At 60.2% G+C, this 23,823-nt stretch carries 22 protein-coding genes; 16 read left to right on the top strand and 6 right to left on the bottom strand.

The features are described from left to right. Positions 1 to 160 precede the first annotated feature (160 nt). Positions 161 to 1,123: a hypothetical protein gene (locus ACFQ6Y_RS22170; protein WP_378538455.1), complete on the bottom strand. Its 963-nt coding sequence runs from the start codon at positions 1,121 to 1,123 to the stop codon at positions 161 to 163. Then, positions 1,120 to 1,608 carry a hypothetical protein gene (locus tag ACFQ6Y_RS22165; protein WP_378637201.1) on the bottom strand — a complete coding sequence of 163 codons (489 nt, stop codon included), beginning with the start codon at positions 1,606 to 1,608 and terminating at the stop codon, positions 1,120 to 1,122. The genes ACFQ6Y_RS22170 and ACFQ6Y_RS22165 overlap by 4 nt, the downstream gene beginning before the upstream one ends. Before the next feature lie 365 nt (positions 1,609 to 1,973). Here ACFQ6Y_RS22165 and ACFQ6Y_RS22160 point away from each other — a divergent pair, with 365 nt between their 5' ends. Both ACFQ6Y_RS22160 and ACFQ6Y_RS22155 read left to right on the top strand, forming a co-directional pair. Then, positions 1,974 to 2,690 carry an SGNH/GDSL hydrolase family protein gene (locus ACFQ6Y_RS22160; protein ID WP_378538460.1) on the top strand — a complete coding sequence of 239 codons (717 nt, stop codon included), beginning with the start codon at positions 1,974 to 1,976 and terminating at the stop codon, positions 2,688 to 2,690. Positions 2,691 to 3,208: 518 nt separating this feature from the next. Next, a complete protein-coding gene (locus ACFQ6Y_RS22155) occupies positions 3,209 to 3,556 on the top strand; it encodes a hypothetical protein (protein WP_378637197.1) in 348 nt (115 codons plus the stop codon). Between the two features lie 194 nt (positions 3,557 to 3,750). Here ACFQ6Y_RS22155 and ACFQ6Y_RS22150 read toward each other — a convergent pair whose 3' ends face one another. Then, entirely contained in the window at positions 3,751 to 4,092 is a 342-nt protein-coding gene (locus ACFQ6Y_RS22150; RefSeq protein WP_378637192.1) for a hypothetical protein, read from the bottom strand. Between the two features lie 117 nt (positions 4,093 to 4,209). On the opposite strand from ACFQ6Y_RS22150, the gene ACFQ6Y_RS22145 reads away from it, so the two are divergent. Beyond that, entirely contained in the window at positions 4,210 to 4,728 is a 519-nt protein-coding gene (locus ACFQ6Y_RS22145) for a DinB family protein (protein ID WP_378637189.1), read from the top strand. Here ACFQ6Y_RS22145 and ACFQ6Y_RS22140 read toward each other — a convergent pair whose 3' ends face one another. Beyond that, complete coding sequence (locus tag ACFQ6Y_RS22140) at positions 4,729 to 6,201, bottom strand: mannitol dehydrogenase family protein (RefSeq protein WP_378538472.1); 1,473 nt, start codon at positions 6,199 to 6,201, stop codon at positions 4,729 to 4,731. Between the two features lie 7 nt (positions 6,202 to 6,208). Next, a complete protein-coding gene (locus ACFQ6Y_RS22135) occupies positions 6,209 to 7,219 on the bottom strand; it encodes an NAD(P)-dependent alcohol dehydrogenase (RefSeq protein WP_378538552.1) in 1,011 nt (336 codons plus the stop codon). A gap of 139 nt (positions 7,220 to 7,358) precedes the next feature. On the opposite strand from ACFQ6Y_RS22135, the gene ACFQ6Y_RS22130 reads away from it, so the two are divergent. The 13 genes from ACFQ6Y_RS22130 to ACFQ6Y_RS22070 all read left to right on the top strand — a co-directional run bounded on the left by ACFQ6Y_RS22130 (position 7,359) and on the right by ACFQ6Y_RS22070 (position 22,260). Continuing rightward, on the top strand, positions 7,359 to 8,357 hold the full coding sequence (locus tag ACFQ6Y_RS22130) for a sugar-binding transcriptional regulator (RefSeq protein ID WP_378538475.1): 999 nt from the start codon (positions 7,359 to 7,361) through the stop codon (positions 8,355 to 8,357). Between the two features lie 63 nt (positions 8,358 to 8,420). Further along, positions 8,421 to 9,773, top strand: coding sequence for an ABC transporter substrate-binding protein (locus tag ACFQ6Y_RS22125; RefSeq protein WP_378637183.1), 1,353 nt, complete (start codon positions 8,421 to 8,423; stop codon positions 9,771 to 9,773). Then, positions 9,770 to 10,720: a carbohydrate ABC transporter permease gene (locus ACFQ6Y_RS22120; RefSeq protein WP_378538480.1), complete on the top strand. Its 951-nt coding sequence runs from the start codon at positions 9,770 to 9,772 to the stop codon at positions 10,718 to 10,720. Before ACFQ6Y_RS22125 ends, ACFQ6Y_RS22120 begins: the two co-directional genes overlap by 4 nt. Further along, positions 10,720 to 11,586 carry a carbohydrate ABC transporter permease gene (locus tag ACFQ6Y_RS22115; protein ID WP_378538484.1) on the top strand — a complete coding sequence of 289 codons (867 nt, stop codon included), beginning with the start codon at positions 10,720 to 10,722 and terminating at the stop codon, positions 11,584 to 11,586. The genes ACFQ6Y_RS22120 and ACFQ6Y_RS22115 overlap by 1 nt, the downstream gene beginning before the upstream one ends. A 28-nt stretch (positions 11,587 to 11,614) precedes the next feature. Further along, a complete protein-coding gene (locus tag ACFQ6Y_RS22110; protein ID WP_378538487.1) occupies positions 11,615 to 12,709 on the top strand; it encodes an ABC transporter ATP-binding protein in 1,095 nt (364 codons plus the stop codon). Positions 12,710 to 12,805: 96 nt separating this feature from the next. Next, positions 12,806 to 13,723 carry a carbohydrate kinase gene (locus ACFQ6Y_RS22105; RefSeq protein ID WP_378538490.1) on the top strand — a complete coding sequence of 306 codons (918 nt, stop codon included), beginning with the start codon at positions 12,806 to 12,808 and terminating at the stop codon, positions 13,721 to 13,723. 95 nt (positions 13,724 to 13,818) lie between these two features. Then, positions 13,819 to 16,035, top strand: a complete 2,217-nt coding sequence (locus tag ACFQ6Y_RS22100; RefSeq protein ID WP_378538492.1) for an MMPL family transporter — start codon at positions 13,819 to 13,821, stop codon at positions 16,033 to 16,035. Between the two features lie 18 nt (positions 16,036 to 16,053). After that, on the top strand, positions 16,054 to 17,259 hold the full coding sequence (locus ACFQ6Y_RS22095; RefSeq protein ID WP_378538496.1) for a sensor histidine kinase: 1,206 nt from the start codon (positions 16,054 to 16,056) through the stop codon (positions 17,257 to 17,259). Then, a complete protein-coding gene (locus tag ACFQ6Y_RS22090) occupies positions 17,256 to 17,930 on the top strand; it encodes a response regulator (protein ID WP_378538499.1) in 675 nt (224 codons plus the stop codon). The genes ACFQ6Y_RS22095 and ACFQ6Y_RS22090 overlap by 4 nt, the downstream gene beginning before the upstream one ends. 66 nt (positions 17,931 to 17,996) lie before the next feature. Continuing rightward, positions 17,997 to 19,295, top strand: coding sequence for a DUF222 domain-containing protein (locus ACFQ6Y_RS22085; protein WP_378637178.1), 1,299 nt, complete (start codon positions 17,997 to 17,999; stop codon positions 19,293 to 19,295). A gap of 323 nt (positions 19,296 to 19,618) precedes the next feature. Next, positions 19,619 to 20,746, top strand: a complete 1,128-nt coding sequence (locus ACFQ6Y_RS22080) for an NDMA-dependent alcohol dehydrogenase (protein ID WP_378538502.1) — start codon at positions 19,619 to 19,621, stop codon at positions 20,744 to 20,746. Positions 20,747 to 20,782: 36 nt separating this feature from the next. Further along, on the top strand, positions 20,783 to 21,622 hold the full coding sequence (locus ACFQ6Y_RS22075) for a serine hydrolase domain-containing protein (RefSeq protein WP_378637173.1): 840 nt from the start codon (positions 20,783 to 20,785) through the stop codon (positions 21,620 to 21,622). 128 nt (positions 21,623 to 21,750) lie between these two features. Next, the gene (locus ACFQ6Y_RS22070) at positions 21,751 to 22,260 is read left to right on the top strand and encodes a DUF3145 domain-containing protein (protein ID WP_378447935.1); all 510 of its coding nucleotides are present in this window, start codon (positions 21,751 to 21,753) and stop codon (positions 22,258 to 22,260) included. Between the two features lie 125 nt (positions 22,261 to 22,385). Here the strand turns inward: ACFQ6Y_RS22070 and ACFQ6Y_RS22065 are convergent, their stop codons facing one another. Beyond that, on the bottom strand, positions 22,386 to 23,819 hold the full coding sequence (locus ACFQ6Y_RS22065) for an acyl-CoA carboxylase subunit beta (RefSeq protein ID WP_378546925.1): 1,434 nt from the start codon (positions 23,817 to 23,819) through the stop codon (positions 22,386 to 22,388). Between the last annotated feature and the right edge of the window lie 4 nt (positions 23,820 to 23,823).

Raw genomic sequence — 23,823 nt, 5'->3', positions numbered from 1 at the left:
TCAGTCTGCGGACCGAATGTCCATGGAATGTAGAAATGCTCGGAATCTAATTGGGAGACAACAGGTTTGTTTGATCCCGCGGCTGAGGGGCCTGAGGATCGCCAACCTGCGCTGGGGTACTCACGAACTATGTCGGAAGGTCCGCGCCCGCGGAGTAGATCTACGGTGCGTCCGAACTGGCGGGAAACACTTGACGTTGAGTATCCGGCGCCGACTTGTTAGCGCTATCGGGCTTTCTGCCTAGGGCTCGCTTGGCTATCCATACGGCAGGTGCCGACAGGAACGGCAGATACACAAAGATGTAGCTGTCGAACTCAATGCCCAACGCGAGGTAAACCCCGAGGTGAAATCCGAGCAGGACGACAATCCCGATCCTGAACAACGCAGGGAAGAGGACGGCAACGATCAACCATCCTTCGGCGAAGACAGTGGCGTAGTCGAGTGCCTTCCAGAGCCACATCGCGTGAATGTCGAATAGTTCGTATGTCAACGGGCCGAGCTTGGTCGGGTCAGCCACGTCTCGTGCCACATAGCCCCGGGTTGCCTGCAATTCAGGGTTCAACCATCCCGACACAGCTTTCGGTAGTGCCGCCGTAAACAGGGCGTAGGCGATCGTTACAGCCCAGATGAGCATCGGCAGCCCGCTGGTCCGGGGTGCTTTGCGTTGTGTACGTGAGCGTCGTGCGTCGAGGGATAATGTGGCGCCCCATCCAGCAGCGGCCATAGCCACAGGCAAGAGCTCGAACAGAATGAAGTGATCGACCTTGCCGAAGGAATGAACGATCCCGCTACCGGTCACCAGCACGACTGTCATCGCGACGGATACGAACATCGTTCGATAGCCGACGAGAAGGGCTAATGCCAGGATGAAACGGATGACTTCGAGGCCGACGAGGAAGCTCTCGGAAGGCGGTGGCGACAGCACGGAAAACGGACCGGACTGCGGATGAAACAGAATCGCCGGAACCTTGCCCGCCCACTCGTAATCGATGGGAAACGCGATCACATACAGTGCGAAGAGGATTCGAATGACGGCAAGGAACCTTGCATCCGCGCGGTACGACTCGCACAACTGATCGATGTAGTCGCGCAGGAACAACAGAGTTCCCGCACGGGCTCTCATAGATCAACCTTTGTCGTTTCGCACGGGTCAGTTGACGCAACGGTTCCGTCGTTGATGTCGATAATTGTTTTGCGCCAGCAGAACTCGATACTGTCCGGGATGGCACCACTTCCGATTTCGACGCTGCGGTTTCGGAGCCATTCGACCAATTCAGGGTCCGCTGTTCGGGTGTTGCGGTCGCCTGCCCCGCTGGGGCGGAACGCATAATCGAGTGATGCTCTCGCGGATGAGTAGCGAATATCGCCGGCGAGGTCTACTGAGTTGGGACTCATCGTGGATCCGTCGGTGTAATGGAGAGTGATATCCAAGCCACTTCCACTGAACTCGCCGTCTGCATTGGGCACGCCACCGAAGCTGGGCATGCGAATTGTCGGGTACGGCTCGGGGCGGACACCGAACGAGTAGGCGCCTTGCGCGAGGAGTACGACCGCGAGTGCTGCGATCGCGATCAGTCGCCGACTGCTGCGCTTTGCTTCTTCTGGCATGTCGACGTTCTTCCTGTCATCTGGTGCCGGTTTCTTCGAATGAGAAAAATCGAGGGGATTGCCGAGCGCGGGACTGGGTGTTGTCGCGCGTCCGTGCAGATGTATCGAAAGTAGTTGAAGTGTCGACGAAATATAGCTGCGCGATTGCCGATTGTCGCAGCGTTGAATTGGAAATGGACTTTGGTCCGTCGAATGGGGGACAGTGTGCCCTGAATGCTTTGCCGCGCCTTAACTTCCAGCAAGCGTGGCCCCAGTCCGCTGTGAGAGCGGGATTTCGCTCCTTTGTCGAAGTTCGATTCAAGCGGTACGACAGATGCTTGACACTCGCTCAGAGGCAACATGATTCGACCCCGTATGTTTACGGGGTGATCAAACCCAACAAGCGAACTGTCGCCGTCATCGGTGCCGTGGTTTTCACCGTCGTAGCGGTGATCGTAGGATTTGCGTACGAGCAATCCCGAGACAGTCGGGCAACTGCCTCTGTATCGCAGGCCGACAGTTTGGCGCCGGCGCTGAATGCCCCTACCGACGACTTCGACACGGTCGCAATTTTGGGGGACTCTTACTCGATTCCGAACACGACGGGAGATCACTGGCCGGCACTGCTTGCCTTCGATCGTCGCTGGTACCTGGCAGATTTTGCGAGCGGTGGTACCGGCTACGTCCAAGGAAACGCCGAAAAAGGCAAGCTACCGTTCGGTGCGAAAATTGATCAGGTCGTTGCGGTGAATCCCGAGGTCGTCATCATCGCCGGCGGTCGAAATGATGTTTCGTACCCGCTCGAAGTGCGAGATGCGACTCGGGAGTTGTATGCGCAGCTACGAGATCGGCTTCCCGACGCCAAGGTTGTAGTCATCGGCCCCATCATGGACAACCGGCCTCCATCCGAGACCGCTGTCAACGTGAACGATCGAATCCGTTCCGCCGCTGAGCAGTACAAGCTACCTTTCATCGATGCGCTCACCGAGAACTGGCTGTCGGACCCGACACTACTCAAGGAAGACGGCATGCATCCAACACCGGCTGGTCAGAGGCTCATGTTCGAGAAGATCAGCGAGCACCTTCACTCGCTCGGTCTCTAGCTCCGAAGGAAAACAAAGAGGATCCCGCACACGCGGGATCCTCTTTTTCGTGAAAAGTGCTGTCGGACTTAGGTCATCTTTAGCGAGGACTTTGGGCGCGGCCTCGGCTGGGCGGTTGCCTGACGCGGTGATACCTACGCTTTGAGCTCGTTGGCGGAATGTCGCTCTTGTACTTTGGCGGTGACGCAAACTTCACGGCAGCCTGATCGGAGATGGTCGGGACTGCGCAGATCATGTCGGCATTTTCGCCACAGCTGCTGCTTCTGCGGCACTGTGATCAAACCGGGCAATCGGAACAAAGCACTTGCCGATGAGTTACAGTTGTTGCTAAAGTGTAACGATAGAGTGTGAACAAACAGCAACTACGAGGTCGCGCTGCCGGAAGTCGGTGGCGCCGGGGGATCGCTTTGCTGTCGATGGGCACGACGTCGTTGGACGGCGCAGACAAGGGCTCGGCGAATTTGTGTCGGGTCGCAACCCTGGTCAACCTGACAGGTCAACGTAACGGAGAACACGCTGTGACAATCAAGGACTCGATCCCGACTGGTGCCAAATCTGAACAACGAAATAGGCTGTTCGGCAACACTATTCGATCGAATGAAGGGCAGGAGCTGGTCGAGCGGCTGAATGCCATGTTCGAGCGAGCGGACAGTACAGGTCAGGTCGTGAATCAACGTGAACTCTCGACCGTGCTTTCTGCGCGGAGATCCGAGGGTGTGCCCGGCGACCGGTCAATTCCGGCGCCTGACAGGTTGATGCACGCAACCGAGGGACTCTCGTACGAATCTCTTTCGCTGTTGATTCGCGCGGCCGAGCATTTACTGCGTTCGGAAGGGGTACATGTCGACTCGACGCCCTTCATGTGAGGATTGACGAGACCAAGTGAAGCCTCGGCCACAATCGCGTCACAGAATCTTTGAAGTTGAATTGAAAGCCCTGGGAAATTTCCAGTGACCGACCCGTCGCAGACGGACGAATATTTGTCACCAACGGAATGACATTCATACGTCGTTGTTAGTAATTCCGTTGTGCGATAGGCGAACCGGACGCCCCGCGTTGCTCAACCGCAAGATCCTGATTCTGCCCTATCGAATGCCTCCTGGATGCGTTGGCGTCCCTCGGCGTCGATGCCCCTCCAATCTTTGTTCGGGCCAAGCATGTGATTGAAGACTCGGGTCAGTGGTGGTGTGGAGTCGTTCGGCGCGTATCCCAAGTCGCCGGCCAGTTCGAGTATCGATTGACAAATATCGTGAATCGAATCGGGCACATCGAGCCTTCGGACCCACGTTCCGCCCGTTTCGGTGGTTGTCGTTGCGGTGTCGGGTTGCTGCACCGCCGGCGTCGCGCAACCCCCAATCATCAAGCCGGCGGCGAGGATGGCCAAGGCGAGCGAAGAGCGCATGTTTCGAATCAAACCAGATGCCGCAAACGATTATGGAAATTCGCAATACTGAGCACGATTCGTTTCATCGGCCAAGCAAAACAGCCTGACTCCGCTCTGGCGGACTATTCTCGATCCATGCCGATCACCCCGGATACAAAGAATTGGACCTGGGTCCTCGAACGCCCTTGCACCGAGTGTGGGTTCGATTCATCCAGCGTCGCATTCACGGACGTTCCCGATCTGGTGCGTGCCAACGCCGCCTCCTGGGCTGAAGTGCTCGAACGCGAGAACGTGACGGTGCGGCCAGACAGCGAAACATGGTCGGCGTTGGAATATTCCGCCCACGTGCGCGACGTGTTCAGGATCTTCAAGGTGCGGTTGGAACAGATGCTCGAATTCGACGATCCGAGATTCGAGAACTGGGATCAGGACGCAACAGCTGAGGCCGAGCGGTACAACGACCAAGATCCGGCAACGGTGGCATCGGAATTGTCGGACGCTGCTGCGGAGATCGCGAACGCCTTCGAAACCGTGCCGGAGGGTGGCCGCCAACGACGGGGCCTCCGCAGTGACGGATCGGCGTTCACCGTCGAATCGCTGGCGGCCTACTTCATTCACGATCCGATCCATCACCTCCACGACGTATCGGCGTAGTCAGAGCCCACGTACCTCCTCGAGAGTTTTTCTGGCTCCGACGGAGTGCAATGAGTCGAGAGTCTTTCGGAAGCTTGCGACAAATCGGCGGTCGTCCACGAGATCGCCGAAGATTTGGCGGTTCCCGACGAAGGCCAGTGGATCGCTCGACTGTTTTTGTGCGAGAGGTACCAGAGTGTCCGCCATCTGATCAACGACGGTGATGGGGTCGCCATTCTCGTTTGTGCCCTCGGCGTAGCGGGCCCAGCTGGCGACAACGGCCGTGGACAGGTTGATCGATCCGCCGGCGTCGAGTTGCTCCCGAATGACGGGCAACAGCCACTTGGGAATTCGATCGGACGACTCGGCACACAGGCGCGCAATCGTGTCGCGGACGTGAGGGTTCGAGAATCGTTCGATGAGGGTCTTCTTGTACTGATCGAGGTCGACGCCGGGTACCGGGTCAAGGGTCGGCGTCGCTTCGAGATTCATGTAGTCGAGCAGGAACCCTGACAAGAGTTCGTCCTGGCATGCCTCGTGGACCAGGCGGTATCCGGCAAGGTAGCCGAAGTACGCGATGCCTTGATGGCTGGCGTTGAGAAGGCGCAGTTTCATGAGTTCGTACGGGCGAACGTCCGGCACCAGATTCACGCCGGCATTCTCCAAAGGGGGCCTGCCTGATGTGAACTCGTCCTCGAGGAACCACGCGGTGAAGGGTTCCGCCGCGACCGGCCACTGATCTTCGACGCCAAACGTCTCGGCGATCTCCGTGGTTACCTCGGCTGTCGTGACGGGTGTGATCCGGTCGACCATGGAGTTGGGGAAGGCGCCGTTCTTCTCGATCCACTCCGCAAGTTCGGGATCCTTCAGGGCAGCAAAGGCTCCGAAAGCCTTCCTCGCGACTGATCCGTTGCCTTCGATGTTGTCGCAACTCATGATCGTGAACGGTGTCAGACCCCGGTCTCGACGGAGTGCGAGTGCAGCGCAGATCAGACCGAAGGTGGTGCGGGGGAGTGTTCCTGGTTCAAGGTCGTGCACCACATCGGGATTGGACGAGTCGAACTCTCCCGTGCTGTCCGAGATGTTGTACCCGCCCTCGGTGATGGTGAGGGAGACGATCTTCGTCGATTCGGATGCCATCTTCTCGATCACCGCCTGCGGATCGTCTGGAGCGAACAGGTACTCGACTATCGACCCGATGACCCGGCCCTCGAGCGTTCCGTCTGCATGCTTGAGTGCCAGGGTGTAGAGGCCGTCCTGTGCTCGGAGTGCGTCTCTCATTCGCTTGTCCGACGGCATCACTCCCACACCGCAGATTCCCCAGTCGAAGCCCTCGCCACGTCGCAGGAGAGTATCGATGTACATGGCCTGGTGTGCACGGTGAAAGCCGCCGACACCGAAATGCACTATGCCGGTAGTGACTTTGCTCCGGTCGTAGTTCGGCACTTGGAGTGAAGTGTCGAAGTCGTGCAAGGTCTTCGTATTGAGTTCCATGAAAGTTCTAGTCTCCTTCGGCGACGATGACTACGGCTTTGATGCTGCCGGGAATGCGGTCGGCCACCAGGGCCTCTTGCGACTGTTCGAGTGAAAAGCGTGCAGTGACCATCGAATCCAGATCGACGCGGCCGGCGGCGACCAGTGCGGCGGCGATCGGCCACGTATTGGCGTATCGGAATACCCCGGTCAGAATCAGTTCGCGGTTCTGGATGATCGGGACCGGCAACGGAATCTCGTCGGCACCCATTCCGACCAAAACGACTGTCCCAGCCGGCCGAACGGCGTGAATGCCGTCGATTACGGCGGCCGTGGCACCCGAAGCGTCGATGAATGCGTCGACGGCGAGAGAGCGTAGGTCGCTTTCGCGGGGATCTACGACCGTAGTTGCGCCGAATTTCAGTGCCACATCACGCCGGGCCGCATCGATGTCCGAGACGATGACTTCCGTGGCGCCGAATGCCTTGGCCACCTGCGTCGTCACGATTCCTACCGGACCGGCGCCGGCGATCAGCACTCGAGAGCCAGCCGTGATCCCTGCCTTCTGGGCTGAGGCGATCCCTACTGACAGTGGCTCGAACAGCGCAGCTGCTTCGTAGGACACCGAATCTGCGACTGGATGGGCGAAGTCGGCACCGATCGTGACGTAGTCGGTGAGTGCACCGTCAATCGGAGGTGTTGCGAAGAACTCCATGTGAGGGCAGAGGTTGTATCTGCCTGCCTTTGATTCGGGACTTGTCGGATCAGGCTTCTGAGGTTCGATGGAGACGCGCTGCCCGACGCGTCCCGGATCGACGCCGTCGCCGACTGCGGCGATGCGTCCCGCTGCCTCATGTCCGAGAACGAGGGGTGCGTTGACGACGTAAGAGCCGATGCGGCCTTCGCGAAAGTAGTGCGCGTCCGACCCGCACACGCCCACGGCGTGGATGCGGACGAGAACTTCACCGGCCTTCGGGGACGGTCGCGGTCTCTCGACCATCTGCATCTTCCCGGTCTGAATGAGGACATTTGCCCGAATTGTCGCAGGTAGATCGAAGGATTCTCCGGAAACTGTTGTGTGGGTCACAACCTAGATGTTAGCTTAATGAGCATAAGAACATCTAGTGAGCATTTGCTCACGATCGAGAAACTTTGAACCTGATGCACAAGGAGACCGTGTGAACCAGTCGGCTCAGCCCACAGGACTCAAGCCGTCGAAGTTGCCTGCTTCCGAGGATGTGCGGCTCGCGTTGCGGGCTGCGACCATGTATCACCTCGAAGGCGCTACTCAAGCGGAGATTGCAGCGAAGTTGGGCGTCTCGAGGCCTACGGCCGGGCGACTGTTGGCCAGGGCGCGGACGCAAGGTTTGGTCAGGGTCGAGATTTTGGTTCCGCCCGAGCTCGAAGGTTCGGTGAACACGGAATTGGAATCGAAGCTGGAGAAGCACTTCGGGTTGGCCGAAGTGTTGATTGTCCCCGAAGCGAATTCGGACTCGGACGATCCGGACTTCGATGCGCTCGGCCGACGTGCAGCGGAAGTTCTGGTTCGCCGCCTGCAGCCGTCGAGCGTGCTCGGATTCACGTGGGGCCCGGAAACTGTTGCGGTAGCAGGTTCTTTGCCAGACAGGGCGGCGAAGTGCTCGGCTGTGGTACAACTTGACGGCTCCATGACGGTGACCGACTACCAAACCGGTGTCGACTTCACCATCGGCCGATGCGCACAACAGTTGCAGGCCAATCCTATTCGCCTCAATGCTCCGCTATATGCCGATCCAGCAACGGTGGAGTCGATGCGAAACGACTCGGTCATCTCGAAGGCACTGAAGGCTGGAACAGATTCCGACATCATGGTTTTCGGAGTTGGTGCTGTTTCGACGGCCACGACTTTGTTTGCCGGCAGTTTCGTCGACTCGACCATGCTGGACGAGTTGGAAAGTCGAGGGGCTGTCGGTGAGATCGGCGGCCGTTTCTACACGATCGACGGAAATCCAGTGGAGGGGCCACTGCCTGAGCGGACGGTCTCCGTCCCGCTCGACGCAGTGAAATCCTGCGATCAGACAATTCTGATTTCGGGGGGAACACACAAACGCCAGGCCGTTCTGGGCGCATTGCGCGGAGGTTTGGCAAACGTACTCGTCACCGATGTCGAGTGCGCCCAGTGGCTGCTCGAAGGGTAGCGCTCTCACGAGTTTCGCTGTCCGAGCGCGCGACTGACACGCAAGTGTGAAGGAAGGTAATCCGTGAAAACAGGAAGACGAGTGTGGGGCGCTGCCGCTGCGGCGCTCTGCCTCCTGGTGTCGGGATGTGCGGGTGCTGGTGCGCTCGGTGGTTCCGGCGAACGAACAGTCACCATTGCGATGGTGTCGAACTCGCAGATGCAGGACGCCATCAAATTGGCTCCGGCTTTCGAAGCCGAGAACCCCGGCATCGACCTCAAATTCGTCAGCCTTTCCGAGAACCAGGCCCGCGCCAAGATCACAGCGTCGACGGCCACCGGTGGCGGCGAGTTCGACGTCGTGATGATCAGCAACTACGAGGCGCCCCAGTGGGCCGCGAACGGTTGGCTCACGAACCTGTCCGAGTACGCGGACAAGACACCAGGTTATGACGAGGACGATTTCATACCGTCCATCAAGGCTTCACTGTCGTACGAGGACAGCATGTATGCGGTGCCGTTCTACGGGGAGTCGTCGTTCCTGATGTATCGCAAAGACCTGTTCGATCAGGCGGGGATCACAGTTCCAGAAGACCCGACGTGGCAGGAAGTTGCAGGTTGGGCAGAGCAGTTCGACAACCCTGATGCCAAGATGTCCGGAATCTGCCTGCGAGGAAAGCCGGGCTGGGGCGAGGTTCTCGCGCCGCTCAACACAGTGATCAACACTTTCGGCGGACGCTGGTACGACGAGAACTGGAATGCGCAGTTGACCAGTCCGCAGGTCGAGGAGGCCGTTCAGTTCTACGTGGACACCGTCAAGGAGCACGGCCAGCCGGGGCCTGCAACAAGTGGGTTCGGCGAATGCGCAACACAATTCGCGCAAGGCAACACGGCGATGTGGTATGACGCGACCTCGGCTGTGTCGGTGCTCGAAGATCCCGCATCGTCGAAGGTGGTCGGCAACATCGGATATGCGAAGGCCCCGAAGGTCGAGAAGTCCGATCCCGGATGGCTCTACACCTGGGCGCTCGGAATCCCGGAGTCGGCACAGAACAAAGACGATGCCTGGAAGTTCATCTCCTGGATGACGAACAAGGATTACATCCAAAAAGTCGGCACTGAACTCGGTTGGTCGAGAGTCCCTCCGGGAAGCCGTCTTTCGACCTACGAGATTCCGGAGTACCAGGAAGCTGCAAAGGCATTCGGTCCGATCACCCTCGAATCGATCAACAATGCAGACCCGAAAAACCCGACAGTGCAACCGGTTCCATACACCGGCGTCCAGTTCCTCACCATCCCTGAGTTCCAGGATCTGGGCACTCGCGTCAGCCAGCAGATCAGTGCGGCAATCGCGGGTCAGAAGAGTGTGAAAGAAGCACTCGAACAATCGCAGCAGTATGCCGAGGTGGTCGGCAAGACCTATCAGGAGAACCGATGACTACGGTTGCTGAGCTCAGATCCATGGTGGACGACGCACCACCGGTTCGTATCGACAAGAAGATCTCTCGTGCCGAGGGTTGGCGTCGTCGAGGTCCGTTGCTGCCGGCGTTGATCTTCTCGATCGTCGTCACGCAGATTCCCTTTCTGTTCACTCTCTACTACTCCACGCAATCCTGGAATCTTGTCCGGCCGGGATCGCGGCACTTCAACTGGTTCAACAACTACATCGATGTGTTCAAGGACAGTCAGTTTCGGGAAGTCGCGGTCAACACGGTCATCATGATCGTGGGTACGGTCATCGTTTCGGTGATCCTGGGACTCGCCTTGGCGCTGCTACTCGACCGAGCCTTCCTCGGTCGCGGCATCGTACGAACGCTGCTGATCACGCCCTTCCTCATAACTCCCGTCGCTGGTGCATTGCTATGGAAGACAACAATGTTCGATCCGGTATTCGGTATCGTGAACTTCGTCCTCCAGCCTTTCGGTGTCGGCCAGGTCGACTGGGTCAGCAAGTTTCCGCTCGCCGCGGTCATGATCAATCTGATCTGGCAGTGGACGCCCTTCATGATGCTGCTCATTCTGGCCGGTTTGCAGTCCATGCCCCGAGACATCCTCGAAGCCGCACGGGTGGACGGAGCCAAGCCTTTTGCGATGTTCCGCGAACTGACTCTGCCGCACCTGCGTCGATTCATCGAACTCGGTGCAGTTCTCGGCGCGATCTACCTCGTGAACACCTTTGACGCGGTGTACATGATGACGTCGGGTGGGCCCGGCGTGGCCAGTTCGAACCTGCCGTTCTACATCTACCAGCGCGCGTTCCTCGGCTTCGACGTCGGTCAAGCCGCGGCGATGGGCGTCGTGACAGTGATCGCGACCATCATCGTGTCCACGCTTGCGCTTCGACTGATCTTCAAGAGCTTCACCGGCAACGAGGAGGCGGCGTGATGACTGCCGTAGAGACGACAAGTGCGACGACCGACAAGCCCGTCGTCAAGAAGAAAAAGAGCGGTAAGTTCAGTCCGTGGTCGGTCGTGGCGTGGATCGCGGCCCTCGGGTTCTTCTTTCCCGTCTTCTGGATGGTCCTGACCGCGTTCAAGACCGAGGCGGACGCGTACACCGATCCGCCGAAGCTGTTCTTCACCCCGACCCTCGAGCAGTTCCGAGCCGTCCTCGACTCCGGCCTCGGTACGACACTGGCGAACTCTGCCTTCGCCACGGGAATGTCGACCATTCTGGTTCTGCTACTTGGTGTTCCGGCGGCATTTGCCTTGTCGCTCCGGCCGGTCGCCAAGACCCAGGACGTTCTGTTCTTCTTCATCAGTACGAAGATGCTCCCCGTCGTCGCAGCGATCGTGCCCCTGTACGTGATCGTCAACGACATCGGCCTGCTCGACAACATCTGGGCCCTGGTCATCCTGTACACCTCGATGAATCTGCCGATCGCGGTGTGGATGATGCGCTCCTTCTTTCTGGAGGTTCCCGGCGAACTTCTCGAGGCGGCAAGCATGGACGGTGCCAGCCTGTGGACGTCGGTTCGCGAGGTGATCCTGCCTCTGATCTCACCCGGCATCGCTGCCACCGCACTGATCTGTGTGATCTTCTCGTGGAATGAGTTCTTCTTCGCCGTCAATCTGACAGCTGTTCAAGCACAAACGATTCCGGTCTTCTTGGTCGGGTTCATCACGGGCGAGGGCCTGTACTGGGCTCGGCTGTCCGCGGCAGCGACCATGGCGGCATTGCCCGTCATCTTGGCCGGTTGGTTCGCCCAGAACAAACTGGTGCGCGGCCTGTCCTTCGGTGCAATCAAATAATTCTCCTCACCCTTCTCAGGAGTTCGTCATGGCTGAAATCTCGTACCAGAAAGCGTCTTGCATCTACGAAGGTGCCGGCACTCTCGCTGTCGATTCACTCGATCTCGACATCAACGACGGTGAGTTCATCGTTCTCGTCGGTCCGTCGGGTTCCGGAAAGTCCACGGCACTACGCATGTTGGCGGGGCTCGAGGACATCGATTCGGGCGCGATCACCATCAACGGCAAGGACATGACCGATGTACCGTCGAAGGACCGTGACATCGCGATGGTCTTCCAGAACTATGCGCTTTACCCCAACAAAACCGTCGGTGAGAACATGGGGTTCGCGCTGAAGATGCGCGGTGTGCCCGTCGAGGAGCGAAAGAAGAAAGTTGCGGAAGCGGCCAAACTTCTCGACTTGACGGAGTATCTCGACCGCAAGCCGGCCAAGCTTTCCGGCGGTCAACGGCAGCGAGTTGCGATGGGCCGCGCCATCGTTCGTGAACCGCAAGTGTTCTGCATGGACGAGCCGCTTTCCAACCTCGACGCCAAGCTGCGCGTCCAGACTCGCACGCAGATCGCGGCATTGCAGCGACGTCTAGGAACCACCACCGTCTACGTCACACACGATCAGGTGGAAGCGATGACGATGGGTGATCGCGTGGCCGTGCTCAAGGGCGGTAAGTTGCAGCAGTTCGCCTCTCCGACTGAACTTTACGATCGGCCCGCCAATGCGTTTGTTGCCGGATTCATCGGATCTCCGGGAATGAACTTGGTGACGGTGCCGGTCAGTTCGGGTGGCGTCCGCTTCGGTGCCGTCGAAGTTCCGCTCGACCGCGAGCAGATGACGGCAATCGCCGCAGCCGGTCTGAGTTCGGTCACCGTGGGAATTCGGCCTGAACAATTCCAGGTGGTCGCGGCCGGAGACGGAATCGCAGCTCAGATCGACCTGGTCGAGGAACTGGGCAACGAGTCGTACATCTACGCGCACGTACCCGGCACGGAATCCGATCCGATTTCGCTCGTCGCACGCACCGGCGGGCGATCGAAGTTGCAGTACGGCCAGACGCTCGGATTCGAGCGGGTGGACGGTCCTGTTCACCTCTTCGACCCCACAACCGGCGAGCGCGTGGGTAGCTGAACCCCCTCCACAATCGTGACCTGCTCGGCACCCGAATTCGTTCGTGCCGAGCAGGTCACATCCATCGTCGATTGGCAAGAAGGTTAGGGTCTACCGATGAGTGATACACGCGAACGATCCGTCGTGGTGTGTGGCGAGGGACTGGTCGATCTGGTGCCGGTGGGGGATAACTTCTCGCCCAAATTGGGCGGGGGGCCGTTCAACGTTGCGATCGCACTAGGTCGACTCGGCTCTGACGTGGGATTCGTCTCTCGCTTGTCCACCGACGCGTTCGGAGATCGGATGATCGACTCGCTGGCCGCGTCGAACGTAGACACAACCGGAGTCGAACGCGGACCCGAGCCGACAACTTTGGCCGTCGTGAATCTTGCTGCGGACGGGGGAGCGCGGTACTCCTTCTATCTCGAGGGAACGGCGGATCGACAGTTTGCGCTGCCGAAACTTCCCTCTGCTCGGGCGTTCTCGTTCGGAACGTTGTCGCTGGTGCTCGAGCCCGGCGCCTCTGCCTACGAAGCGATGCTGCACGAAGCTCATGCCCGCGGTCGACTTACCATGGTGGACCCCAACATTCGCCCGGCGGTGATCGCCGATCCAGACGCCTATCGACGACGGTTTCGGTCGTGGTTACCGTCCATCGACATTCTCAAGGTGAGCGACGACGACGCCCAGTGGTTGGGTTCGGTCGACGGCACCGAGTGGCTGGACGAAGGCGTCGGCGCCGTGCTGCTCACCCGTGGTGGTGATGGGTTGCGGTTGATCACCAGCGAACTCGATGTTTCGGTGCCGGCGCCCGCGGTTGACGTCGCGGACACGATCGGTGCGGGCGATACGGTACACGGAGCCCTGTTGGCTTACCTTGATCGACACGACGCACTCGACGCCGCCGTTCTGCGTGGGTTTTCCGAGTCCGATTGGACGGCTGCGTTGATCTTCGCTGCGCGCGCGGCAGCCGTCACGGTGTCGCGACCGGGGGCGGATCCGCCGTGGTCGAGGGAGTTGGGCCTGCTCGGCTAGCCCTGGGGACCACCGCCCTACTGCGAGCGCAGTACGCTTAAGTGTCTACCTGTGCACGATGTGCGACGGGGTCGTGTATCGGCACAGTGATACGCATGTCGATATTCCTGTACAAACTCTCGCGACTCGCGTTTCGGCGTCGCTGGGCAATGGTGGGCTTCTGGCTCGTCCTGCTGGTGGCGGGCGGAGTGGGCGCAGCAACGCTGTCCGGTCCGACGGTCAACACGTTGTCGATACCGGGCACCGAATCGCAAGCGGCGCAAGATCTTCTGGCTGAGAGATTTCCGCAATCGTCCACCGACGGAGCCAGTGCTCGCATCGTCTTTGAATCTCCTGCGGGCACGACGCTCACCGATCCGGCGATTCGACAATCCGTCAGTGACTTGGTCTCTGCGCTCGGGAAGGATCCCGAGGTTGCAGCGGTATCGGATCCGTATGCCTCCGGAGGAGTGTCGTCGACTGGGACGATCGGATACATGCAGGTCTCCTATACCGCCGACTCGATGGACTTGCCGGAAAGCTCGAAAGAACTGCTCGAGTCCGCAGTTCACGACGCTGCGGGTTCAGGACTGGCGGTCGATGTCGCCGGCAACGTGCTGATGGAAAGCAGTGCCGAATCGATGGGCGAAGTGATCGGCGTCGCGATCGCCGCGGTGGTCCTGACGGTCACTTTCGGTTCGTTGGTGGCGGCAGGGCTTCCGTTGATCAGTGCACTCATCGGCATCGGCATCGCGATCTGCACGATTACCATCGCAACGGGCTTCATCGAATTGGGTTCGAGCACAACCGTCCTGGCAATGATGCTGGGTCTGGCCGTGGCGATCGACTACTCGCTGTTCATCGTTTCGCGCTACCGCTCAGAACTACGTGACGGACATGATCCCGAAATCGCAGCGGGCCGCGCAGCCGGGACAGCGGGATCGGCCGTAGTGTTCGCGGGGTTGACCGTACTCATCGCATTGGCAGGATTGTTCGTTGTGAACATCCCGTTCCTGACGAGCATGGGTCTGGCTGCAGCGTTCGCAGTTGCTGTTGCCGTGGTGATTTCACTGACTCTGCTGCCCGCCACGCTGGGATTTGCAGGATCGCGCGTTCTGAGCCGATCCGATCGTCGCCTGCTTGCGTCCGGTGGTCAGTTGACGCATCGCAAAGCGAAGGAAGGCGCAGGCTCGCGATGGGCCAAGTTCGTGATCCGGCGTCGAGTTCCGGTTTTGCTCGCGTCAGTTCTCGGGCTGGGATTGCTGGCGATCCCCACCTTCGGCATCAACCTGAGCTTGGCGAGCCCACCGGTGCCCGACACCACTGCCGCCCGAGCCACCGACCGACTTTCCGAGGGATTCGGTGCCGGGTTCAGCGGTCCGCTGATGGTGGTCGTCGACGTTGCCGACGCCGCAGATCCGGCATCGGCATTGAGTGGGGCCCAGGAAAAACTCGGTGCTCTGCCCGACGTAGCGGCAGTGACGCCGCCCGCGCTCAATCAGGCCGGTGACACAGCAGTCATCACAGTGGTTCCGTCGAGTGGCCCGGAAACCGAGGCAACCAAGGCGCTCGTCGCCGATATTCGTGCGGTCGCCGGATCGCTGATCGACGAGACCGGGGCCACGATGTCGGTCACCGGCCAGACAGCCTTGACGATCGACGTCTCGGACCGCCTGGCCGATGCCCTGGTTCCTTACCTCGCATTGGTCGTCGGCCTCGCCTTCATCCTCTTGATGTTGGTATTCCGCTCGATACTGGTACCGCTCAAGGCAACTCTCGGATTTCTGCTCTCCATCGGCGCGACGTTCGGTGTGCTGGTCGCGATCTTCCAGTGGGGTTGGTTCGCCGGGATTCTCGGAATCGAAGGTCAAACCGGATCAGTTGTCGCGATGTTGCCCATCTTCATGATCGGCATCGTCTTCGGGTTGGCGATGGACTATCAGGTGTTCCTGGTGACCAGAATGCGTGAAGCGTACGTCCACGGCGACGGACCGGACGAAGCAGTCGTGAAGGGTTTCGACCAGGGCGCCCGAGTGGTCACGGCCGCGGCGCTCATCATGATCGCCGTTTTCGCGGGCTTCATCTTCGGTGGCGACGCCTTCATCATGCAGATCGGACTCGGACTCTCGTTCGCGGTTCTGTTCGACGCCTTCGTGATTCGCATGACAGTCGTTCCGGCCGTCATGTCCCTGTTGGGCTCGAAGGCATGGTGGTTCCCAGCTTGGCTGGACCGGTTGGTCCCGAACGTCGATGTCGAGGGGGAGCAGTTGACTGCGCTGCTCGCAGATTCGAAGGATTCCACTGAGCCCGCGAACGACAAGTTGTCGGTGTGATCCGGATACGGTAGATCGATGACCTCGACTTCGACGTGGGGTCGATGGTGTGCGGAACACCCGCGCACCATTGACCTGACACTGACCATCCTCGTGCTCCTTGCCACGTGGACGGCGCACCGCATCGCGCTCGACGGCAATGAGACCCGCGAGGTCACGGTTGTGGGAGTTGTCGTGACAGCTATTGCAGCCACAACCATCGTGTTCCGAAGGCGCTATCCGTTCTCGGCACTCGCGGTGGCAGTGCTTCTCGGCGTTTTGATGATTGCGCTGTCGGCGCCGCCGAATGCCGGCACAGGTTCGGCGGCGATGGTATGCCTCTATTACGTTGCCAGCACGAGTGACCGCCGGAAGACCTTTTTCGCAGCGGCAATCACAGTCGGATCGCTGATGCTTGTCACGATTTTCCTGGGAGTAGGAAACAACCTCCTACAGGAAGCGCTGGGGTTGTTGTCTTGGTTGCTGATGGCGAGTTTCGCCGGCGCTGAGGTCCGTTCTCGCCGTGCATATCTGGAGTCCGTCGAAGAGCGTGCGGTGCAAGCGGAAAGAATGCGCGAGGACGAGGCTCGACACCGGGTCGTCGAAGAAAGGATGCGGATAGCGCGAGACCTGCACGACGTCGTCGCGCACCACATTGCATTGGTCAATCTGCAAGTTGGGGTCGCGTCGCACCTGATCGGGAAGGACCCGGAGAAAGCGACGACTGCACTACGCGGAGTGGAAGAAACATCCAAGGCCGCACTGGACGAGATTCGGGCCACCGTTGGTGTCCTCCGTGATGCGCAGGACGGCGATCGCTCGATGAAGCCGGCTCCGGGGCTTTCGGATCTACCGGCACTGGTGGATCAATTCGTCAGTGCAGGAATGGAAATCGAGGTGCGCACTGTGGGTTCTGTGCGCCTACTCGGACCTGCAGTAGATCTCACGGCGTATCGAATTATCCAGGAGGCACTCGTGAATGCGAGCAAGCATGCGCTGCCAGGAGCCGTCACCGTGTCGTTGTCGTACGAAGCTGAGGTTCTGGTGCTGACAGTCGAAAACTCCGGAACAGCAGTGCCTTCGACTTCGCCACCCGGGTACGGACTGCTCGGAATGAAGGAGAGGGCTCAGGCAATGGGAGGCGAAGTGTCAGCAGGATTCCGCGCGGACGGGGGATTTCGTGTGGACGCGCAACTTCCGCTTGTGTCAGTGTCGAGCGGTTCTCTGCGTGAGGAATCGCTGTGACTGTTCGGGTAGTAGTGGCGGACGATCAGGCGCTCTTTCGGCAAACGCTTGCACTGCTCATCGGTTCTGAAGACGACATGGAGGTGGTCGCCGAGGCGGCGGACGGAGAGCAGGCATTCCAGGCAGCGCTCGAACACCGACCTGACGTTGTACTCATGGATATTCGAATGCCGGGCACCAGCGGTGTCGAAGCAACCGCCATGATCGCCGATCATCCGGATTTGTCCGACGTACACGTGTTGATCCTGACGACATTCGAGGTGGATGAGCATGTGGCACAGGCGATCCGGGCGGGTGCCAGCGGCTTTATCGGCAAAGGGATCCGGGCTGAAGATCTGCTCGATGCTGTTCGGACGGTCGCAAGTGGCAACTCGTTGTTGTCGCCGATGGCGACCAGTGCGTTGATTACTCGATTCCTTTCCATCCCGTCGCGGGCTGACTCGACTTCTGGGATCTTCGGTCAATTGACCCCGCGCGAACTCGAAGTCGTAACTCTCGTGGCCCTGGGGATGTCCAACGACGAGATCGCCACGGAGTTGGTGATCAGCGCTGTCACGGCAAAAACGCACGTGAACCGGGCGATGACAAAACTTGATGTTCGGGACCGCGCGCAGTTGGTGGTTCTGGCCTATCAATGCGGTCTAGTGGTTCCGGGGCGCTCGGTGGACTGATTCGAGAAACCCTCTTGACTCGAATGTGTGTTCGAGTACGGTTGGGGGTGGGGATCGGGGGATTCAATGACTGTTTTGTTGTCGGATGTGGTGTCGGGTTCTGCGGTGGGGTTACGCGGACGCCTGTGGCAGTTATCTGCTGCCGAGTTGCGTGAGGCTGCGGTGTCGGCGAGTGCGGAGATTCTGCGGCTGGAAGCGGTGCGGGTGGCGGTGGTGGACGAACTGTCGATGCGCCCGGATGATCAGGTGATTGCCAGCCGCGGCCTCGGGTCATGGTTGGCGGCGAACACGATGCTGCAGGTTCGGGACGGGAAGAAGATCGCCGCATTGGGCGCCGCGCTGCGGCCGTTTCCCGCGGTGGCGGCTCGGTTCGATTGCGGGGATTGCTCGTTCGATCACGCCGTCTTGATCGTGGCGTTTTGTGAGTCCCCGCCGAAGGGGATGCCGGAGGAAGCGCTCCCTCGCTGCATCGATTTGTTGTTGGCGGCTGCGTCGGGTGTGGAAGCGACGACGACGAAGGTGCGGCATGTCATCGCGACGTTGGAGCGGGTGTTCGAGTCCGATGAGATTCCACCTGCCGAAGATGTCGATCGCAATGAGCTTCGGATCGCCTCGACACTTAATGGTCGGGTGGTGGTGCGCGGTGATTTCGACGCTCTCACCGGCGAAATGCTGCTCTCGGCGTTGTCGAATCTGACGATGCCCACCCCAGCACCGGACGGAACGCCGGATGCTCGGTCGGCGGCGAAGCGGACCGCGGACGGGTTCACCGAACTTATCCGCCGGTACCTCGACTGCGCAAAAACAGGAACCGATGGTGGTCAGCGACCGCATGTGAACGTGCACATCAACGCGCGCGATTTGGCTGAGCATCGGGACTGCGCCGCCGCGCCTTCTGATGGTGGAGAGTCTCGGTCGGATCTTGATGTCGGGCACATGCCGTGGCTCGGGCCACTCTCGGTCTCGCAGACGAGGCTTCTCGGCTGTGATTGTTTCCTGTCGACTGTATTGCTCGATGATCACGGGGCGCCGTTGGATGCGAGACCCGGAAAACGGTTGGTCAACGCCGAACAACGCGTCGCCCTGATCGCCCGAGACAGGGGTTGCGCGTTCCCGGGGTGTTCATGCGTACCGGCCTGGACCGACGCACACCATATCCGGCACTGGGCGAACGGTGGTCCGACGGTGATGAACAACCTGGTCCTGCTCTGCCGTTCACATCACCGCTTGATGCACCGCAAATCCGGGTTCGTCGGAAAATGGGAAATCAGAATGGGCGTCGACAACAAACCGTGGTTCATCCCGCCGCCCTCGATCGACCCGGGGCAGCAGCCCCGGCCGGCGAACACCACCTTCAAAACCTGAGAACAGCTTCTCAGGCACAACAGCCCACGCCAAGCTCCGCATCCGACTTGACTGCCGGAGGCGGAGTCCAAGGTGCGTGCTCTCGTGATGGCCGTGGTTTCGGCGCGACCGTGGTTTCGGCGCGACCGTGATTTCGGTGAGGCGGGCCGACGTGTCCCACTCAGTGGGTCATTTTTTCGTCGTTGCCGCGCCGGTTGTGCCAGGTCATTTGGACGGCTGACCTGCACCGCAAAATCTTTCGTTAGAACACGTTCCAATTTCGCAGATTTGTGGCTATGGTCACAGAGATAGATGCGGGTGTGCGAATGAAAGGGTGAAGTGACGTGAAAACCAAGGGTGCAATCCTGTGGGGCCTCAACGAGAAGTGGTCCGTCGAGGAGATCGAGATCGGCGAGCCGGTAGCCGGCGAAGTTCAGATTCGCATGGAAGCGGCCGGAATGTGCCACTCCGATCACCACATCGTCACCGGCGCGACCCCGATGCCGTCGTTCCCCGTCATGGGTGGGCACGAGGGTTCGGGCGTCATCACCAAGCTCGGCCCAGAGGTCAAGGGGTTGGAGGTCGGCGACCACGTCGTTCTGTCCTTCATTCCGGCTTGTGGAACCTGTCCGGCGTGTTCGGCCGGCCATCAGAATCTGTGTGACCTCGGGATGGGCTTGCTCAGCGGCCAGGCCATCAGCGACGGCACCTACCGAATCCAGGCTCGCGGCGAAAACGTGATCCCGATGTGCCTGCTAGGGACGTTCTCGCCCTACATGGTCGTGAACCAGTCGTCGGTTGTGAAGATCGACAAGGACATTCCGTTCGAGGTTGCAGCACTCGTCGGTTGCGGCGTTCCCACCGGTTGGGGATCGGCAACACACATCGCTGATGTGAAGCCGGGTGAAGACGTTGTGATCATGGGCGTTGGCGGCGTCGGTATCAGTGCCCTGCAGGGTGCTGTTGCGTCGGGTGCCCGCTACATCTTCGCCATCGATCCTGTGCCGTGGAAGCGTGAGCAGGCTCTGAAGTTCGGCGCAACACATGCGTTCGAAAGCGCCGCCGCTGCCATTCAGCCGATCATCGACGCCACGTATGGACGCATGGCGCAGAAGACGATCATCACCGTCGGCGAAATGAAGGGTGAGTACGTCGAAGAGGCGATGATTCTGACGGCCAAGGCCGGTCGTTGTGTTGTCACCGCAATGGGGCATCTGACGGACATGGACGTAAAGCTGAACCTGTTCCTGATGTCGATGCTTCAGAAGGATCTTCAGGGCAACATCTTCGGCGGTGGCAACGCTCGCCAGGACGTGCCGAACCTCCTCGCGATGTACAAGGCAGGCAGGCTGAACCTCGACGACATGGTTACTCGGACCTACACCCTCGAAGGTGTGAACGACGGCTACCAGGACATGTTGGATGGCAAGAACATCCGCGGCGTCATCCGGTACACCGAAGCTGACTGGTGATCGGAAGCGCAACGCTTGTGCCAGTAGTCTGATCGGGTGCCCAGTACTCACAGTCTTGACGTAATTCAGCAGTGGCCGGTCGACAATGCGGCAGCGGTCGTCCTCTCCGGGAAGAACTCGGGTGAGGGCGACCGCGTTCGTGGTTTCAGCGGCGATCAGTCGCACGTTTTCCCTCTGGCTTCGGTGACAAAACTGTTGTGCGCCTACGCGATTCTCGTCGCAGTGGAGGAAGGGGCGGTCGAGCTGGACGGGCCGGCCGGACCTGAAGGGTCGACGGTTCGACATCTCCTCGCGCACGCGTCGGGGTTGGCATTCGCCGAACGTGTCGTTCAGGCGCCGGTGGCGTCGAAGCGGATCTATTCGAGTGCGGGATTCGAGGTTCTTGCCGAGTTGGTTTCCCGGGAGACCGAGATCGAATTTGCCGACTATCTGGCCGAGGCCGTGTTCGCGCCCTTGGGGATGACCAGTGCGGCTCTCGTCGGTCCGGCCGGCCACGGTGCGCAGGCATCGGCAGACGACTTGGCCAAGTTCGCGGCTGAACTGCTCTCACCGGCCCTTGTTTCGACGCAGACGTTCGCCGAGGCGACGACCGTCCAGTTCCCGGGGCTCAACGGAATTCTTCCGGGTTACGGCTCTCAGCGCCCCAACGACTGGGGACTCGGATTCGAAATCCGCGGCGACAAGCGTCCGCATTGGACTGGTCTCGAGAACTCGCCGGCAACCTTCGGTCATTTCGGTCAATCGGGGACTTTCCTGTGGGTCGATCCCGCGATTGATACTGCGTGCGTCGTACTTACCGATCGCGACTTCGGTGACTGGGCCAAACCTTTGTGGACTGAATTGTCCGACGGCTTGATCGGCGAAGTTTCTCGATAGAGCACAAATTTCTCTCCTTCCACTGGCGCAACACGGGTAACACAAGGCACACTGTTCAATCGAGCGTGCTGTACGAACTCGACAGAGGTCGTTGGGGAAGACGTCCCTCGTCGAAGCAGGAGGCTCGAGTGCGCGAAATGAATCAATTCGCGGACGTGACGACTGGTGTGGTTTACATCCACTCGTCGCCCGCGGCGCTGTGCCCGCACGTGGATTGGGCTCTGTCCGCCACGTTGGACAGCCCTGCCAAACTCAGATGGACCTCACAGCCTGCCTACGACGGCCTTCTCCGTGCAACGACGGATTGGACAGGTCCCGTCGGAACCTGTGCCCGCCTGGTCGATTCGCTACGCGCGTGGCCGATGTTGCGGTTCGAGGTCACCGAGGATCCGAGTCACGGCGTCGACGGCGAACGGTACAGCCATGTACCTGGTCTCGGTTTGTGGCGCGGATCCACCAGTGCGAACGGTGATGTCGTCGTCGGGGAGATGAAGCTGCGGTCCATCATGAATTCCGGTGGAGACATCGCCGCGGAAATCGGTCGGGCAATAGGCGCACCGTGGGACGAGGAACTCGAACCCTTCCGGAGTTCAGGCGAAGGTGCCGAAGTGACATGGCTGCGAAGGCGCGTCAGCTGACCGAGGTCCATCCTGAACCCTGAGTGCTCTCGCGGCTTGAACGACAAAGACTTGAATGTCAAAGACTTGAATGACAAAGGTGGGCCCCGCCGTATCGGCGAGGCCCACCTTGCTGTCCAGGGTTGTCAGAGCGGAATGTTCTTGTGCCGTGCGCGCACAGACGGCGCAGACGCGAGCGCAGCAGTGACGATGCTACGAGTCTTCGCCGGGTCGATTTCCTCGTCGACGACGCCGATTTCGACCGCGCGGTCGACGCCGCCCGCGATTGCCTCGTGCTCGGCAGCGAGACGGTCGTGCAATGCTTCACGCTCGTCGTCCGGTGCAGCTGCGAGGGCCCGCTTGTGCAGGATGCCGACAGCAGCCTTCGCGCCCATCACGGCAACTTCGGAGTTGGGCCAAGCGAATACGGCCGTTGCTCCGAGGGCTCTCGAGTTCATCGCGATGTATGCGCCGCCGTAGATCTTTCGAGTGACGACGGTGACGCGGGGGACCGTTGCCTCGGCGAAGGCGTGAAGTAACTTCGCTCCGCGTCGGACAACGCCTTCCCACTCCATCGAGACGCCCGGCAGATACCCGGGAACATCGACGACGACCACGAGCGGCACGCCGAATGCGTTGCACAGTCGCACGAATCGAGCGGCCTTCTCGGCACTTTCGGAGTTCAGGCACCCGCCGAGTCGGAGTGGGTTGTTCGCGATGACGCCAACGGTACGTCCGGCCATTCGACCGAATCCGGTGACGATGCTCCGCGCGTAATTGCCTTGCAGTTCTTCGAAACTCGACTCGCCTTCGACGTTGTCGAGCATTTCGTGAACGATCGGACGAACGTCGTACGCGCGTTTTGCGGACGCGGGCATCATGGCGCGCAGATCGCTGTCGCCGAGTTCGGCCGCACGCTGATCGAATTCGCCCTGCTCGCACATCATCGAAACCAGGCGGCGTGCACGGTGCAATGCGTCGGCCTCGTCGTGTGCGGCGATGTGCGCGACACCGGACTTCTTCGTGTGCGTCTCCGGACCGCCGAGTGAAACCATGTCGACCTGTTCGCCGGTGACACTGCGAACTACGTCTGGGCCGGTGACGAACACTCGGCCTTCCGGGGCCATGATCACGACATCGGTGAGGGCTGGACCGTACGCGGCTCCGCCGGCCGCGAAGCCGAGCACGACGGAAATTTGAGGTATGAGACCCGACGCGCGGACCATGGCCTCGAAGACCAGTCCGACTGCGTGGAGTGCTTCGACGCCTTCAGCCAGACGCGCGCCACCGGAGTGCCAGAGGCCCACGATGGGAGACTCTTCCTCGATGGCGGTATCGATGGCTTTGACGAGGTGTTTGCAGCCGTCGACGCCCATGGCGCCGCCCATGACGGTGGCGTCGGAGCAGTATGCGATGGTGCGGACGCCGTCGATGTTTCCGGAAGCAGCAAGCACACCGGACTTGTCACGGGCGTGGAGTGGAACTGTGGTGCCGGGGTCGAACAGATTTTCCAGGCGCGCAAGAGGATCGCGCGGGTCTGTCGATGATTCGGACTTTGTCACGGGGGCCAGGATGGTCATCGCG

The sequence above is a fragment of the Rhodococcus sp. NPDC056516 genome (assembly GCF_042794655.1).
Taxonomy (GTDB): Bacteria; Actinomycetota; Actinomycetes; order Mycobacteriales; family Mycobacteriaceae; genus Rhodococcus_F.
The sequence above is the reverse complement of the archived record's forward strand: the minus strand, read 5'-3'. Positions and strand labels throughout refer to the sequence as shown.

What these genes read in the sequence shown, in the direction of transcription:
- ACFQ6Y_RS22170 (WP_378538455.1), bottom strand. Translation starts at nt 1,123, where the DNA reads ATGAGAGCCCGTGCGGGAACTCTGTTGTTCCTGCGCGACTACATCGAT.
- ACFQ6Y_RS22165 (WP_378637201.1), bottom strand. Translation starts at nt 1,608, where the DNA reads ATGCCAGAAGAAGCAAAGCGCAGCAGTCGGCGACTGATCGCGATCGCA.
- ACFQ6Y_RS22150 (WP_378637192.1), bottom strand. Translation starts at nt 4,092, where the DNA reads ATGCGCTCTTCGCTCGCCTTGGCCATCCTCGCCGCCGGCTTGATGATT.
- ACFQ6Y_RS22145 (WP_378637189.1), top strand. Translation starts at nt 4,210, where the DNA reads ATGCCGATCACCCCGGATACAAAGAATTGGACCTGGGTCCTCGAACGC.
- ACFQ6Y_RS22140 (WP_378538472.1), bottom strand. Translation starts at nt 6,201, where the DNA reads ATGGAACTCAATACGAAGACCTTGCACGACTTCGACACTTCACTCCAA.
- ACFQ6Y_RS22120 (WP_378538480.1), top strand. Translation starts at nt 9,770, where the DNA reads ATGACTACGGTTGCTGAGCTCAGATCCATGGTGGACGACGCACCACCG.
- ACFQ6Y_RS22115 (WP_378538484.1), top strand. Translation starts at nt 10,720, where the DNA reads ATGACTGCCGTAGAGACGACAAGTGCGACGACCGACAAGCCCGTCGTC.
- ACFQ6Y_RS22110 (WP_378538487.1), top strand. Translation starts at nt 11,615, where the DNA reads ATGGCTGAAATCTCGTACCAGAAAGCGTCTTGCATCTACGAAGGTGCC.
- ACFQ6Y_RS22105 (WP_378538490.1), top strand. Translation starts at nt 12,806, where the DNA reads ATGAGTGATACACGCGAACGATCCGTCGTGGTGTGTGGCGAGGGACTG.
- ACFQ6Y_RS22100 (WP_378538492.1), top strand. Translation starts at nt 13,819, where the DNA reads ATGTCGATATTCCTGTACAAACTCTCGCGACTCGCGTTTCGGCGTCGC.
- ACFQ6Y_RS22095 (WP_378538496.1), top strand. Translation starts at nt 16,054, where the DNA reads ATGACCTCGACTTCGACGTGGGGTCGATGGTGTGCGGAACACCCGCGC.
- ACFQ6Y_RS22085 (WP_378637178.1), top strand. Translation starts at nt 17,997, where the DNA reads ATGACTGTTTTGTTGTCGGATGTGGTGTCGGGTTCTGCGGTGGGGTTA.
- ACFQ6Y_RS22065 (WP_378546925.1), bottom strand. Translation starts at nt 23,819, where the DNA reads ATGACCATCCTGGCCCCCGTGACAAAGTCCGAATCATCGACAGACCCG.